Source organism: Wandonia sp. (assembly GCF_984588085.1).
Map to the genome: position 1 here is coordinate 14435 of NZ_CFIGVI010000009.1, position 14982 is coordinate 29416.

General features: G+C 39.8%; 12 protein-coding genes and 3 pseudogenes. 9 read left to right on the forward strand and 6 right to left on the reverse strand.

Translation table 11 applies throughout. The features are described 5' to 3' along the window. A partial coding sequence (locus tag AC4PL9_RS05265; protein WP_491603728.1) for a putative type IX sorting system protein PorV2 occupies positions 1-856 on the reverse strand: 856 nt, incomplete at its 3' end. Between the two features lie 153 nt (positions 857-1009). On the opposite strand from AC4PL9_RS05265, the gene AC4PL9_RS05270 reads away from it, so the two are divergent. Further along, positions 1010-1885 (forward strand): CDP-alcohol phosphatidyltransferase family protein, encoded by an 876-nt coding sequence (locus AC4PL9_RS05270; RefSeq protein ID WP_491603729.1) that lies wholly within the window; start codon positions 1010-1012, stop codon positions 1883-1885. After that, positions 1869-2120 (forward strand): phosphoribosylformylglycinamidine synthase subunit PurS, encoded by a 252-nt coding sequence (purS, locus tag AC4PL9_RS05275; RefSeq protein ID WP_343785358.1) that lies wholly within the window; start codon positions 1869-1871, stop codon positions 2118-2120. The genes AC4PL9_RS05270 and purS overlap by 17 nt, the downstream gene beginning before the upstream one ends. A gap of 104 nt (positions 2121-2224) precedes the next feature. On the opposite strand, the gene AC4PL9_RS05280 is transcribed toward purS, so the two are convergent. Continuing rightward, the gene (locus AC4PL9_RS05280; RefSeq protein ID WP_491603730.1) at positions 2225-3913 is read right to left on the reverse strand and encodes an ABC transporter permease; all 1689 of its coding nucleotides are present in this window, start codon (positions 3911-3913) and stop codon (positions 2225-2227) included. On the opposite strand from AC4PL9_RS05280, the gene AC4PL9_RS05285 reads away from it, so the two are divergent. Continuing rightward, positions 3894-5135: an exo-beta-N-acetylmuramidase NamZ family protein gene (locus AC4PL9_RS05285; protein ID WP_491603731.1), complete on the forward strand. Its 1242-nt coding sequence runs from the start codon at positions 3894-3896 to the stop codon at positions 5133-5135. The genes AC4PL9_RS05280 and AC4PL9_RS05285 overlap by 20 nt on opposite strands. Positions 5136-5189: 54 nt before the next feature. On the opposite strand, the gene purE is transcribed toward AC4PL9_RS05285, so the two are convergent. From purE to AC4PL9_RS05300, 3 genes are all read right to left on the reverse strand, one after another. Next, positions 5190-5681, reverse strand: coding sequence for a 5-(carboxyamino)imidazole ribonucleotide mutase (gene purE / locus AC4PL9_RS05290; protein ID WP_491603732.1), 492 nt, complete (start codon positions 5679-5681; stop codon positions 5190-5192). A gap of 3 nt (positions 5682-5684) precedes the next feature. Then, positions 5685-6827, reverse strand: a complete 1143-nt coding sequence (locus AC4PL9_RS05295; protein ID WP_491603733.1) for a 5-(carboxyamino)imidazole ribonucleotide synthase — start codon at positions 6825-6827, stop codon at positions 5685-5687. Between the two features lie 98 nt (positions 6828-6925). Then, entirely contained in the window at positions 6926-7300 is a 375-nt protein-coding gene (locus AC4PL9_RS05300) for a hypothetical protein (RefSeq protein WP_491603734.1), read from the reverse strand. 91 nt (positions 7301-7391) lie between these two features. Between AC4PL9_RS05300 and rnhB the strand changes: the two genes are divergently transcribed. The 6 genes and pseudogenes from rnhB (at position 7392) to AC4PL9_RS05330 (ending at position 13871) form a co-directional block, all read left to right on the forward strand. Further along, positions 7392-7994: a ribonuclease HII gene (gene rnhB / locus AC4PL9_RS05305; protein ID WP_491603735.1), complete on the forward strand. Its 603-nt coding sequence runs from the start codon at positions 7392-7394 to the stop codon at positions 7992-7994. A 118-nt stretch (positions 7995-8112) separates the two neighbouring features. Next, positions 8113-10320 (forward strand): hypothetical protein, encoded by a 2208-nt coding sequence (locus AC4PL9_RS05310; RefSeq protein WP_491603736.1) that lies wholly within the window; start codon positions 8113-8115, stop codon positions 10318-10320. Positions 10321-10725: 405 nt separating this feature from the next. Then, positions 10726-11763 (forward strand): annotated as a pseudogene (locus AC4PL9_RS05315) (DUF5723 family protein); the annotation flags it as partial. A 189-nt stretch (positions 11764-11952) separates the two neighbouring features. Beyond that, positions 11953-12540: pseudogene (locus tag AC4PL9_RS05320) on the forward strand (thrombospondin type 3 repeat-containing protein); the annotation flags it as partial. 66 nt (positions 12541-12606) lie between these two features. After that, positions 12607-12909, forward strand: a pseudogene (locus tag AC4PL9_RS05325) (OmpA family protein); the annotation flags it as partial. 149 nt (positions 12910-13058) lie between these two features. Beyond that, on the forward strand, positions 13059-13871 hold the full coding sequence (locus AC4PL9_RS05330) for a hypothetical protein (protein WP_491603737.1): 813 nt from the start codon (positions 13059-13061) through the stop codon (positions 13869-13871). Here the strand turns inward: AC4PL9_RS05330 and AC4PL9_RS05335 are convergent. Beyond that, positions 13858-14961 carry a glycosyltransferase family 4 protein gene (locus AC4PL9_RS05335; RefSeq protein ID WP_491603738.1) on the reverse strand — a complete coding sequence of 368 codons (1104 nt, stop codon included), beginning with the start codon at positions 14959-14961 and terminating at the stop codon, positions 13858-13860. The genes AC4PL9_RS05330 and AC4PL9_RS05335 overlap by 14 nt on opposite strands. Positions 14962-14982: the final 21 nt, after the last annotated feature.

Below are 14982 nucleotides of genomic sequence, written 5' to 3' on the forward strand. Positions count from 1 at the left end.
TATGCGGATCAAAGCTCACTACGTTTGTAGGAAGAAGAACGTTACGTCTTCCGTCAGTTGTCATGTCAACGTCGATCTCAGACAATCCGTAGAATCCTTTTCCGAAATCCAGCTTTCCCTGAGCAGCAAAAATCAATCGCGGTAATGTCAGCTCCAAACCGTTCTCAGGCAACTCATTTCCTGTTGCCTGAAAAACTTCCTTTGTAACATCATCCAACGTAAATACCCAGGCATTAAATGTGGAAGTTATATCTCTTGCTACTATCCCAAATTTCCAGTTTTTTTTATGCTCATATTTCAACCCTGCATCCAGTCCGAATCCCCAGGAATGGGCAAAATCTCCTACTTTTCTGTAGATCACTTTAAAGGTTCCTCCCAAGCTCAAACCGGCAGGAGCCAGTTTTCTTGCGTACGACAACATAAATGCATAATCAGCAGCCGTAAATGTTGTAATCCGATCATAATCGATATTTCCTTGATTATCTATCAATTGGGTAGTATTTGGGATATCATCTACACCGAAACGGATAGCTGTAAACGCCAATGTACTTTTTTCATCAATCGGATAAGCGAGCCCCAGATAATCGTATTTGGCAATTCCGGCAAAATATTCCGAGTGCATCAAAGCTCCCTGAAGCCATGTTTTCACACCTGTCAGACCGGCAGGATTCCAGTAAGCTGAAGTAACATCATCAACCCCAGCAACGACAGAGTTAGACATACCTAAAGCTCTTGCCCCAACACCAATCTGAAGGAACTCATTTGAGTATTTAGGCGCTAAATCACTTTGAGAGAAGCCAAGCTGTGAAAATAAAAGTATGACACCAATGATGGTAAACCTTAGGTATTTCTGCATTATACAATTCTTTATTCACTCCAATTAACTTGATTTTTGGCAAATAATTGTGTTTCACCCTTAAAATCAAGCTAATCACCGAAAGTACAGACGTAAATTTAATGGATTGGTTCGTTATCTCTGTTATTTTTTCCTAATTTTCGCAAAAAAATTATGTTCTCACTCCCCAATATATTAACCGCATCCAATCTCCTTTGTGGAATCCTTGCGATCTTATTTTCCATGATGGGAAGAATTGACATGGCTCCCGTTTTTATAACCGCAGCTTTATTATTCGATTTTCTGGATGGGTTTTTAGCCCGAAAAATGGGAATCAGCGGAGAATTAGGGAAACAATTGGACTCATTGGCTGATATGGTCACTTTTGGTGTTGTCCCCGGAGTACTTTGCTTTATTCTACTGATTATTAATGGCGGAATTGAAATAACATCTTTACCTGAAAGTAGTATATCTTCCCCTTATCTGTATGATAGTTTCGGGATGTCTGTTCATACTATGATCTCATTCTATTTTGCTGATCTTACTGGAAATCCAATTGAGTCAGCTCCTTTTCACTTTTCAGGTACTACTCTTTATCTTCCATTCATAGCTTTGTTGATCCCTTTTTTCTCGCTGTTCAGGTTAGCCAAATTTAATCTGGATACGCGTCAAAGTGATCGATTTCTGGGACTCCCTACGCCGGCAAATACTTTATTCTTCATGGCAATCCCTTTATTCTTATGGGATGCGTGGGGAGAAACCGGGTGGAAAGTTGTTATTGCTGAATTGCTGATTAAACCAACCGTTCTGATTTCATTTATTGTTTTATTTTCTCTGCTTCTGGTTTCTGAAATCCCTCTGATAGCGCTTAAGTTCAAGCATTTTTCATGGAAGGGGAATGAGTTTCGTTACTTACTAATCCTCCTGTCAATTGTTTTATTTGTGCTTTTATCTTTCAGAGCTATTCCAATTATATTATTTTTGTACCTCATTTTGTCAATAACAGACAATTTTTTTGAAAAAAAGAGAAAACATGAAATTCAAGGCTGAGATAGACGTAATGCCACTGGAGGCGTTGTTGGATCCACAAGGGAAAGCTGTTTCTAACAGTATGAAAAATATTGGTTTACCTGAGATAACAGGTGTTCGTATCGGAAGACACGTCCGGTTGTTCGTTGAAGCTGATAATCAATCCGAAGCTGAAACAAAAGTAGAGGAAGCTTGTAAAAAACTTTTAGCAAACCAGATTATGGAGAGCTATGTATTTACTGTAGAAGCAGTTTAAATACACTACAAAATTTGTATCGATAAGTCGTTATGTCAGTGTACGTAACGACTTTTTTTATTTTCTTTTGGAAAGCCCATTCAACCGAGAACAAAACACAGCTCCTAAGAAAACTTCAATGCTTTAACAGGAGTGATTTTAGTGATGAAGTAAGAAGGGATTATCAGAGCAAATACGCATACCACGATTGTTCCTATATTCAGTAACAACAAGTGAAAAACATTGAGCTCTATCGGAACGGCATTCAAATAATATACTTCCGGATCAAGCGGAATGATCTGAAAATACTGCTGCACAAGAGCAAAAGCCACTCCAATTCCATTACCCCATAGTATTCCCCGAATGATCAGATATCCCGCCTGGTACAAAAACACTTTTCGAATCAACCAGTTTCCGGCACCTACTGCTTTTAACAAACCAATAGCAGCTGTTTTTTCCAGAATCAGCACCAATAAAGCTGCTCCCATTGTAATTACCGAAATAACTATCATCATGATTACGATAATTACAAAATTGATATCCAGAAAGGACAGCCAGGCAAAAATATCCCTGTAAATTTCTTTAATCGTCCGAATTTCAACAGCCGTTCCCTTTTCCATACTCATCAGAAAAAGATCACTCTTCACCTCTTCGTCCAGTTTCTCAAGATCCTCCCAATTATCTGCCAGGACTTCATATCCACTGATGTAAAATTTAGAGCTTCCTTGTCCATCTTCCTGCTCAAACAAATACTCTCCTGTTCCAACGCGAATAGAAAACCGGAACCCTTCCTCGTCCAGGAATGTTCTTTTGATTCTGTCATCTTCCATAGCAACAGGACCTGAAAGAATATCTCCTTCTATACGAATATGAATATAGGCCGTATCAGCAATAGTAGCCTCTTCTTCTTCCTCATATGGAGAATAGAAATAATCACTGACAATTACCCGTATCGTTGTATCATGTAACGGAGCAATTGCAATCTTCGAAGAAACACCAAAACCTCTCCCCCAATCGTATTTATATTGTCCATTCCCACCGATCGCTTCTGCTTCAAAAAGTAACCGATCCTGAAAAAGCGTATCTGCCAGACGAATGGATGCCTGTATTCCCCACCCACTGTTTACCTGTACACTTCTTAAATCCGCGATCACAATATCTTTATCAAAATCCTCTAATCCCGTTTCAAAGATTCCTACAATTCGAAAGTTTCGCTTTATCGGTTTATTCTGGACAAAAAATGCACCAACCTCTTCATCCAATTCGAAACGCAATTGTTCTGCGACCCGTTTCGAAATCAGTATTTCGTTTTGCTTATCACTTCCGAAGTTGGGCAACCGGCCCGCAATCAAATTTTCTTTAAAGAAATCCAGATCATAGGTTGCATCAACCCCTTTAAATAAAACTCCTTTTATTTCCTGTTGGATTTCAAACGTATCTCGTCCTTCCTTCATCGTATAAAATACCGAATCAGGATCGGATTGAAAAATTCCGGGTTTATACCCCACCGGAAAAACTTTGGCTACATATTTGATAGTTTTAATTTCATGAAGCATTGCCGTGTCAAGTACCAACGCATCCGAATCAATAATAGACGAACCTCCGGATTTCATGATCTGAACATGAGCTCCGTAGCCAATCACTTTATCTCTGACTTCGTTCTTAAATCCTGTCACAATTGATAACGTCAAAATCATGACAACCATACTCAAAATGATACTTAAAACAGAAATTTTCACCACAGGACGCGAAACTTTTGTATTTTCTCGTTCTCCTATACTAATTTTGCGAGCTATGAAATATGCTGTATTCAATTTCCGACAAAGATTTTTACGAAAATACATAAACGTTTGTGCCCCGACCCTATTTTTTCTGATTTTCGTTCAATCCTGTACGGCTCAGACTAATCCAGCGCGAAAATACCAGGGGTATGGGCCGGCAGCCCAACAAACAGCGCCTATACTTCCCGGTGCTTTTCAAATGGAAGAATATCTTCCTCTTTTGGAGGGTAAAAAAGTTGGTATTACCGGTAACCAAACCAGTACGCTGGGAAAAACACACCTTGTAGATAGCTTAATCAGTCGTGGTGTTTCTGTTCTGCGTGTTTTTTCTCCAGAGCATGGCTTTCGGGGTGACGCAGATGCCGGAGAATCTGTACAATCCGGAATTGATACAAAAACCGGATTACCCCTTGTTTCGCTTTATGGAAAGAATAAAAAACCGACAAATGATCAATTGCAGGGGTTAGATGTTATGGTATTTGACTTGCAGGATGTAGGCGTACGTTTCTACACCTATATTTCCACCCTACATTACGTAATGGAAGCCTGCGCTGAAAATAACATTCCGGTTATCCTCCTGGACCGCCCCAATCCCAATGCCGATTATATCGATGGCCCTATACGGGAAGAAGCGCAAAAATCGTTTATCGGAATGCATCCTGTTCCGGTAGTTTATGGAATGACAATCGGAGAATACGGTCAAATGATTAACGGGGAGAATTGGATCTCAACTCCCTGTGAGCTTACCGTAATCCGCGTGCGAAATTATGACCATTCTGCTCCTTATTCTCTTCCCGTATCTCCCAGTCCGAATCTTCGTACTGATAATGCGATTGCCTGGTATCCCAGTCTCTGTTTTTTTGAAGGAACAATTGTTAGTGTAGGAAGAGGTACGGAGAAACCTTTTGAAATTATCGGACACCCTGATTACGAAAAGGGAAAGTACACTTTCACTCCTTCTCCCGGCTATGGATCAAAATCTCCCGTTCTGAACGGTCAACTTTGTCGCGGAATTGACTTTAGTGATTCAATAGCCCCACGACACCTCTCCTTACAACCTGTCATTGATTTCTACCGTGAAACAGGAAAAGGGAGCGCGTTCTTTTTGAAGAACAATTTTTTCGACCTCTTAGCCGGTAACAAGACACTGCGTCAACGCATCGAACAAGGATGGAGTGAAGAACAGATTCGTTCCGAATGGCAGGAAGACCTTCGCAAATTCAAGGAAATCAGAAAAAAATACGTTTTGTATTAACAAGAAAGAGCGTATTAAAAAATACGCTCTTCAACAGAAACTATTGGTTATTTTTTATTTCAGGTCTTTCGCTGAATCCAATACCTTTTCTTTAAGTTCTTCCATGTAACCCGACAAAGTATTCAACACATCCGGATTCGACGCTCCTATAATCTTAGCTGCCAAAATACCTGCGTTTTTAGCTGCATTTAATGCTACAGTTGCTACCGGAATTCCATTTGGCATCTGAAGAATAGACAAAATAGAGTCCCATCCGTCAATAGAATTACTCGACTTAACCGGAACACCAATTACAGGCAGTGGTGTGAGTGATGCTGTCATTCCAGGAAGGTGCGCTGCTCCTCCTGCTCCTGCAATAATCACTTTAATTCCTCTGGAATGTGCATTCTTTGCATAATCAAACATTAACTCAGGTGTCCGGTGTGCAGACACAATATTAATCTCGTAACCGATTCCAAATTGCTCAAGAATCTCAGCTGCGTCCTTCATTACCGGAAGATCTGACTTACTCCCCATTATTATTCCGACTTCAATCGCCTTACTCATATATCAAGCTTTTACTTTTACTATTTCCTGTACTTTTCTTGCTTTATCTACTGCTTCCTGAAGAAGCGGTGCCGTTGCGGTTACATGTCCCATTTTTCGATAAGGTTTCGTTTGAGCCTTACCATAAATATGAGCCTTAACACCCGGAATTTTCATCGCGTCTTCCAACCCTTCGTATTTCACATTCCCTTCGTAACCGGGTTCTCCAAGCAGATTTACCATTACTCCGGGGCGCAACATTTTGGTACTTCCCAAAGGTAAATTCAAAATAGCTCGCAAATGCTGTTCATACTGAGATGTAACATTACACTCTATTGTGTGATGTCCGCTATTATGAGGTCGGGGAGCAATCTCATTGATAAGTACTCTTCCGTCCTTTGTCACGAACATCTCTACAGCTAATAAACCAACCATTCCAAGCGCTTCAATGGTTCTTCGGGCAATTGAAATCGCATCTTCCTCAATCGCTTCACTAATTTGCGCCGGAGAAAAAAGAAACTCTACCAGATTCACTTCCGGATTAAACTGACACTCAACAACAGGAAAATGAGAGATTTCACCATTTTCATTTCTCGCAACAATCACTGAGATCTCTTTCTCAAAGTCAACAAATTTTTCCAACACCGAAGGCGCATCAAACGCTTTATCCATATCAGAAAGTGTTTTAAGTGCCTGAACACCTCTCCCGTCATACCCTCCTACACGCATTTTCTGCATAAAAGGAAACTCCTGTTCATATTTACTGATCTCAGCTTTATTCTCTACCAAATAGTAAGGAGGTGTCGGAAGATTATTCTCTTTGAAAAAGTTTTTCTGCACTCCTTTATCACGTACCGTTTTCAACACAGAGGGCTGAGGGAATACTTTTTTTCCTTGTCTTTCAAGTTCTTCATATGCCTCTATGTTTACATTCTCAATCTCTACGGTAATAACATCCTTGTCTTTACCGAATTCTAGAACGGCTTCATAATCCAGAATATCATTATTCGTAAACTCATGTGAAAATCGCGAACAAGGGGCTGACGGATCTTTGTCCATCATACACAATTTTATGTCATAGTTAATAGCTTCCTGCATCAACATACGCCCCAGCTGTCCGCCACCGAGCACACCTACTTTAAAATCTTTGCTATACCAGCTTTTCATCTGTTTGTAATTCGTTACAAAAATATCGGCAAAGATACATTATACCGAGCTGAAATGAAAGCCAAACGAAGGAATAGAATACGTCAGAATGAACCAGATTAATTGATTAGCCAGTTGACAAAATCAGTTGAACGAAGTATCTCCTTCCCCAACAAGACTTCTGAAATGTGGTTAGACGTTAAAAATCGTTCTACCACCTTTACTGACATTCTGGATTTATCTTTGAAACGGATTTCAGCTTTGCCAGTTTCGGGATAATAGACCACATCAAAGTAACTGATGTAATATTGTGCATTTCTTCGCACTTCACCTGCATCAACCTCCTTATTGAAAAAGAATTCCAGATTTCCGGACTCAACCTGCTCCTTCACCATCTTTCTGTCCATATCTACTCTTACCTGGTGCTTTTCCTGCGCCATTGTCATAGAAATACTACCTACGATGAATATCAAACCTACCAATATCTTTTTCATGACAATTCGTTTAATCCGTGATTAAATATACTACAAAATCCCCAAAAATCGAGCCAAAACTTACAAATATTACTTACTTTTCCTGAAAAAAATGCTTGCATCTTATTTTGAAGAAGGGAAGATTGAAGCCGGTTGTGACGAAGCCGGAAGAGGTTGTCTGGCGGGTCCGGTAGTCGCTGCTGCCGTGATATTACCTCCCACTTTTCAAAATGAACTTCTCAATGATTCAAAACAGCTTACGGATAAGAAGCGTAATGAGTTGCGTCCCATTATAGAAAAAGAAGCTCTCGCCTGGGCAGTTTCTTTTGTCGATAATCGTGAAATCGAAGAAATTAATATTCTGAATGCCAGTTTTGAAGCCATGCATAGAGCTATTGTTTCACTGGCTATTAAACCCGAATTATTGCTTATTGACGGAAACCGGTTTACACCTCTTACAGGCTATCGGCATGAATGCATTATCAAAGGGGACGGAAAGTTCTTGTCCATTGCGGCAGCATCCATATTGGCGAAAACCTACCGGGATGATTACATGAGTTCTATTCACGAAGAATTTCCGCAATATGGCTGGGATAAAAATAAAGGCTACCCTACTAAAATACACCGGAAAGCCATTAAGCAATTCGGAGCTTCGCGATTTCACAGGGAAACCTTTAACCTGTTGGGAGACGAACAGTTACTTCTTGATTTATAACAACAAACGGCACATCGTTCTGTTTTCAAATACAGATTGTTTATAGCTCTTTCTGTTCAAGGAAGTAACTACCTCTGAAAGTTTTAACTTTGAATGTTAAAGTACATCTCTGTAGATTATGAAAACTCGATTGTTGTTTACTCTTTTTGTCACCGGAACACTTTTCTGGATCGCTTATTCTTTTTTTCTGATAGAAAAACAGCAACAAACAGTTTCTATATCCACCTTTTTTTCACCGGAACAACCTGTTGTATTTATCAACAGAACAGACGCATGTCTGCCCGAAACAGAAATTACAGTTAATTCAGTTTCTCTGCTGCAACAGATAAAAGCCCAGACTTCCTTGCTTTGGAAATCTGTTGCTGTACAGCATTTTCCGGATAATACTGTAAGAATCGTTCTGGAAGAACAAGCGAACAGTAGAGAAGACTCTATCCACTCTTTTTTAAATAATCTTGGATTAACCACAACCGATTTTTCTCTGAATAAATTGTTAGAGACCGAAAACTGGAAACTTTTCCGGACAAATGGTTTTGTCCTGCTTACGAATGCAAAGGAATTAAATGCCGTACCTACCCAGGATAGTCTTTTCTCTCATCTATTATTGAACAGAGACAGGCAGTCCAATTATTCCATCATCACCAAAGACAAAGCCTCAGATTATTATTGTCATAAAGGCTACAACAAGGAATTTATCATCGAAAACCGTAAAGATCAAAAACTGGCAGCCCCGGTATCCGATTTAGATTTGTATGGCGTTCTTCCTGAGAAAACCGGACAATTTTTGTTCATTGAAAAATCCTTTTTAGCAAAAAACAATGACAAATGGAATGATGAAAAGCTTCTGAGTTTTATTGACCGCGGTGTAGTATTTACAGAATTTTCCGGAAATACGATCATCTATCTGGACATCCCGGGGAACTATGTTCCGCAGGAAGTTATTCAGGAATATGTTCAGGATAAAGGTGCTCTGAACTCTTCTATTATCCGATTAGATAGTTCTATCGGGGAGCTTACAACTCCTTATGCTACTGCACTGGAAAATGTACTCATACTCAGTAAAAGTAAAGATGCACTCGAGCAAGTACGGCTACTTTATCAAATGGGTACTGTTTTTACTTCTACTTCACAATTTGAGCAAATCCGTCGTATGGGAGCTGAAAAAGTGCACTACCGCTGGTACCATGTTTCCGAAAAAATCATGCCGTTTGAGATTCCGGATATGAGTGGTGATTTTGGACATGGTGTTTATAAAACAGAGACCGCACAACTTCACATTGCTTCAACGCGACTGACTCAAAATGGTAGAAATACTTCTGACAAGTCATCCGGTGTCTCCTCAACAGGAAAAATAATCTGGAATTTCACTTTGGAGAATAAAAACAGTCGTTTCTTTCAGAACACTTCCTCTCTATGCGTGTATAATCCTGATAAAAAAACGGTTTCAATTGTAGATGGTAACGGAAAAGTTGCGACCTGGTCTCAGATGAAAGGAAATGTGAAAACAATTCACCCTATGGAAAATGGGTTCCTTGTAGAGCAATTCGACCAGTTGTTCTGGATGTCTGATTCGCCACCCTATGATAAAAAAGCAATTGCATTCAAAGGGGCTATAGCCAGTACGATCGCTCCTTACATCTGGAAAAATGTTCCTTCTATCGGGTTGATTTCTGAAAACAAATTGTACCGGATTTCGCTCAAAAATGGCAGCAAAGAAACCAATAGCATCCCGCAATCCCGTCAGATTACAGAAGGTCAGCTCCATGCATTTAATCACGAGGGAGATTTATGTTTTGGACTATTCACCGATTCCGTTTTTCATATGTATAACTCGAAAAAGAAGAACTGGCGTACAATTGAGCTGGAGGGGAAGGTAAACTGGTCTGCCAAAATAAACGGGAAAGTACAGTACCTGATCTCCAAATCAAACACTACAGAATATCGAATATTATTCGAAGATACTCCAATCGGATCCGCAAAAATTAACGGTAAATTCTTCCGAGCACAATATTCCGGTAATACGGATCCTCTCTTCTTATTTATTCAAGGTGACACTCTAACAGCATCTACCGCCACTTTTTCACGTTTCATCTCCATTCAAACAGATGTCTACAAACCTGATTTAGCAGTAGTAAGATATTTTGGTAATAACAACGACCAGATTATTGTGCTGGACGGTGTAAAAAATGAAATGATACTCTATTCACCATACCTCCCTTCTAATAGTACCCCTGTCAGGATCAAGGCTTCACAATTTCTTAAATTGACTGGCAAGGATAAAGTGATTACATTTGTTGATGGACAACTACTTATGTACGCTTTATAAAAATAAACTATGAGAAGAAAGTTACTACTATTCGCTTTGCTGGTGACGGCATTTGCGACCTCTACCCTTACTGCACAAAGTTATCTGGGAGTTCACAGCAGTAATTATGGCGGTATTATGAATGCTGACTTACAACCGGCATCTATTGTAGACAACCGCTTTGTTGTAGATATTAACCTGTTTAGTGTAAATACAAGTGTCTGGCAAAACGCAAAATACTTTGACACAGGTAATATGCCAAAATGGTGGGCAAAATCATTTAAAGCAGATGAAGCTACGGCTTCCAACTCCGGAGGAGTCGTTGAAGGAGGTTCAAATCCCTATAACGACTGGATGCTTCCCGACTCCACTTTTTATGAGCGCAATTTTTTCTCTCTTTCAAATCCGGGAGGAAAACCCCGTGGAATGATCTTTTCTAATCAAATTGACATTCTCAACTTTATGTTTCATATTAATCCGAAAATTGCAATCGGATTTAGTTTTAAAAACAGAGTAAATGTAAGCTTAACCAATGTTTCACCTGAGTTACTTCGATTGGCAGAATCAGGATTAGAGGATGAGGATTTGTGGCATATTGAACTGGAAGATAATTTCCTTACGCTAAACACGATGGCGTGGAATGAATATGGAATCAATTATGCACAGGTAGCTTATGACAAGGAAGAACATTTCATAAAAGTTGGTGGGCGAATCAAATTTCTTCAGGGAATTGCTGCCGGATATATGCACACGGATGCTTTCCGATACGAACTGTACAACGCTGATACGTCCTATACACTGCAGGGACGATTTGACTATGGCTACTCAAAAAACTTTGATCAGTACCTTGGAAACAACAACTCGAACAATACGGGAGGAAGCTCTTCTCTACTGGGTGATATGTTCAAATCAAATTCTAAACTTGGCATCGGACTTGACCTGGGAATTGTATATGAATGGCGTCCCGATTGGGAAGAGTATAAATATGATATGGATGGGGAAACAGACCTGTGGCGAAGAGATAAAGAGAAGTATAAAATCCGTGTAGGAGCTTCAGTACTCGACATCGGAGGGATGAAATTTGAAAAAGGAGGATATTCTCGGGATTTCACTGTAGACGAAACTAACAAATTATACGATCTGAATATTTTCAATGGAGTATCATCTCTTGAAGAATTTGATTCAGTAATTGTCAATAATTTTGATGTAGATGAAAGCGATCCTGGTACTTTCTTTATGAATTTACCTACTTCAGCCAGTATACAGGTTGATTATCATATATGGAATGATTTTTATGTGAATTTTACAGGAGTCTTTAGCCTGACCAGTAAAAAAAATCCGCACAAAGTGATTGTCCCGCATCAGTTTGTACTAAACCCTAGTTATGATTACAAATGGTTTGGTCTTTCGGTACCACTTTCGTACAACAAGTATTCAGGATTCAAAGCCGGATTAGGAGCACGCCTCGGACCTATAACCATTGGATTTACGGATTGGAATTCACTATTGGCTACCGGAAAGGTACGTGGAACAGAATTTTATATGGGACTTCGTGTTCCTATCCTTTACGGAAGACCTAAAGATGCGGATACCGATAAAGTGTCAGACAAAAAAGACGAATGTCCGGAAGTACCCGGAGTATGGGCTTTCAGAGGGTGTCCTGACACGGATAATGATGGAATTCAGGATACGGAAGACGAATGTCCAACAGAACCCGGACTTGAAATCTTCAACGGATGCCCGGATACAGATAATGACAGTATTCCAGACAAGGATGATAAATGTCCGGAAGTGGCTGGTTTAAAACAATTTGACGGATGCCCCGACACAGACGGTGATGGAATTCAGGATCAGGAGGATGAGTGTCCGGAAGAAGCCGGATTAGCTGAATTTAACGGATGTCCGGATACGGATGGTGACGGTATACCTGACTTCAAAGATGCTTGCCCGGAAGTGACCGGACCGGCTGAACTTGACGGATGCCCGGATACGGATGAGGACGGAATCCTTGATTATCTGGATGAATGCCCGACAGAAGCCGGACCTCGTGAGAATAACGGATGCCCATGGCCGGATACAGATGGTGACGGAATTCTCGACAAGGATGACAAGTGCCCTTACATTGCCGGACCGGCTAGAAATCAGGGATGTCCTTATGAAGATACAGATGGAGATGGAGTAATCGATCTGGAAGATGAATGTCCGAACACTGCCGGACCTGTCGAAAACAAAGGTTGTCCTGTTCTTGAAAAAGAAGAAGAAGAAATTCTGAAAACTGCATTTGATAATCTTGAATTCCTGACGGGGAAATCAGTTATTGTTGAAGAATCCAAACCATCCCTAATTGAATTGGCCGGACTTCTTAAGAAAAAAGCAGAATGGAAACTTCAGATTGCAGGACATACCGACAATGTAGGTAAAGCACAAAGTAATCTTGTTCTTTCTAAGAAGCGTGCAGAGGCTGTGCGGGATTTCCTTGTTGATCAGGGAATCGAGTCCGATCGTATGAATGTATTATACTTCGGTCAGACACAGCCTATTGATACTAACGATACGCCTGAAGGAAGACAAAGAAACAGACGTGTAGAAATGACGATTATTTTTAATTAAAAGATACTGATCTTCTTCGAAAACGGGTACTGGAATTCAGTATCCGTTTTTTTGTTACTTTTCTTGGGTTAAGGTATTATCTTCTCAAAACGAGTTTTTGGCTATCTTTGAAAGCGAGAAGAGTACTAATTTGTAAGCATCATACGATCATGAAAAAACTAATCCCTGTTTTTTTTATACTGTTTTTTCTATTTTCTTCCTGTGAAGACAAAAAACGAACTGTCCACAATACGGCCTCGCAAGACACTACAGAAAAAGAAAATCAGGAATCTGGTTCTAATTCTGGCGAAGAGTACGATCTCAATCTTTGGGTATCGGAGATTGATACTGAAATAGAAAATGAGGAAAAAGCAGCCTACTCTTTACAATTTTCAAACGAAAAGGAGGAAGTACAAGCTATTCTTTATTATGTAGGAGAAGAGCCGTCAAGATTGGATGAAAAGTTTTCTGATTATGTGAATAAAATATACGGAAAACGCTCCTACTACCTCATGAACGAACAACTTGTCGTATCCAAAGAAGTGAAGGAAGAACTATTACCCGACTCGACTTATCAGATGCGGGAGACAATAACATTTTATGAAAATGGAATGGCTAAAAAATCACAAACAAAAGTAGCTCCGTACGAAGAAGAATTAATTTACAGTGATTACACCGAGGTTCCTGTTATCTCTCATCCCTTTAAAAACACACTGGATGTTCTGAACGGAGAAGGCGATTATGAAACCTACTTTTTAGATCTTGTTGAAACCAGTACTTCTACCTTTATACTTCTGTCTAATCAACAAACTCCTAAAAAGACGACAGCTTTAATGTTGGAATATCGTGATTCCTTTGCCAATGAACTTCTTCAAAACAAGAAAAAACATATTGGAAAGAAAGTGGAAGTTGAATTCGAAATCGCCAGCAATCAGGGAATGACCTATCAGGCCTACAGAGGAGGAAAATTTAGTGCGAAGTAAGCAAATTCATCATTACTTCCCCCATCTTTTGTGCTGTAATATCCCAGTTAAATTTCTGACAGCGAGACTGACCTGAAGTAATCAATTGTTCGCGTAGCTTCTCGTCATTCTCAAGCTTTTTTAATGACTCAGTTATTGACTCTTCTGAAAATGGGTCACATAATAGAGCCGCCTCTCCCGCAACTTCATGACATGCCGTATTTTCTGCTACCAGTACGGGACAATTACATTGCATTGCTTCGACTATCGGTATTCCGAAGCCCTCAAAATAGGAAACAAAAGCCAATGCTCTCGCCGAACCATAAATATCACGTAACTCATGAATATCAACATGACCAGAAAAAACAACCTTTTCTTTATTTTGTATGGCATTAAGTGCAGCTTTCATCTCGTCCGACCAGTAGTAAGCTGCCCCAACAATCAACAAATGCGTATTTGAACCCGTTTGTTCTACAAAATCGTCATAAGCCTTCAATAAGCGCTTCAAATTCTTTCTTGGATGCAACGCTCCGACAAAGAGAAAAAATTCATTTGAAGCTGTGTATTTTAGCTTTACACGCTCTTTTACTTCGCAACTTACCGGAGTAAAAATAGCCGATGCACCATTATAACCCACTGTGATTTTATCAGAAGCAATACCATAAGTCGTCCGGATATCCTCTTTTGAAAACTCAGAAACAGTCAGAATATGTGCAGCTTTCTCTGCAAACTTCGGGAAAAATTTACGCAAATACTTTGAAGCTCTTTTCGGTAAATCTTCAGGAAAATACTCAAAGTTCAAATCATGAATAACAGAAACTTGTGGAACTTCGGTTTTCAGAGACAAATACCCGTCCGGTGAAATAAACAAATCAATAGCATACTTCTTCAAAGCACGTGTAACTGAAAAATCAAACCAGATACGAAACAAAATGGGATGTCTGGCTGGTGGATACAATACAATCGGATGTACATTATCAGCAAACACAAATTTGGTATCAAAAGGCCTGTCAAAGAAAAAGTAGAACTCTATTTCCGGATACTTATTTACCAGACGTGAAATCGTCTCATAGGTATACCACCCGAACCCTTCCAGTTTTCCCTTTAACAAGAATCTCGTATTTATTGCAAC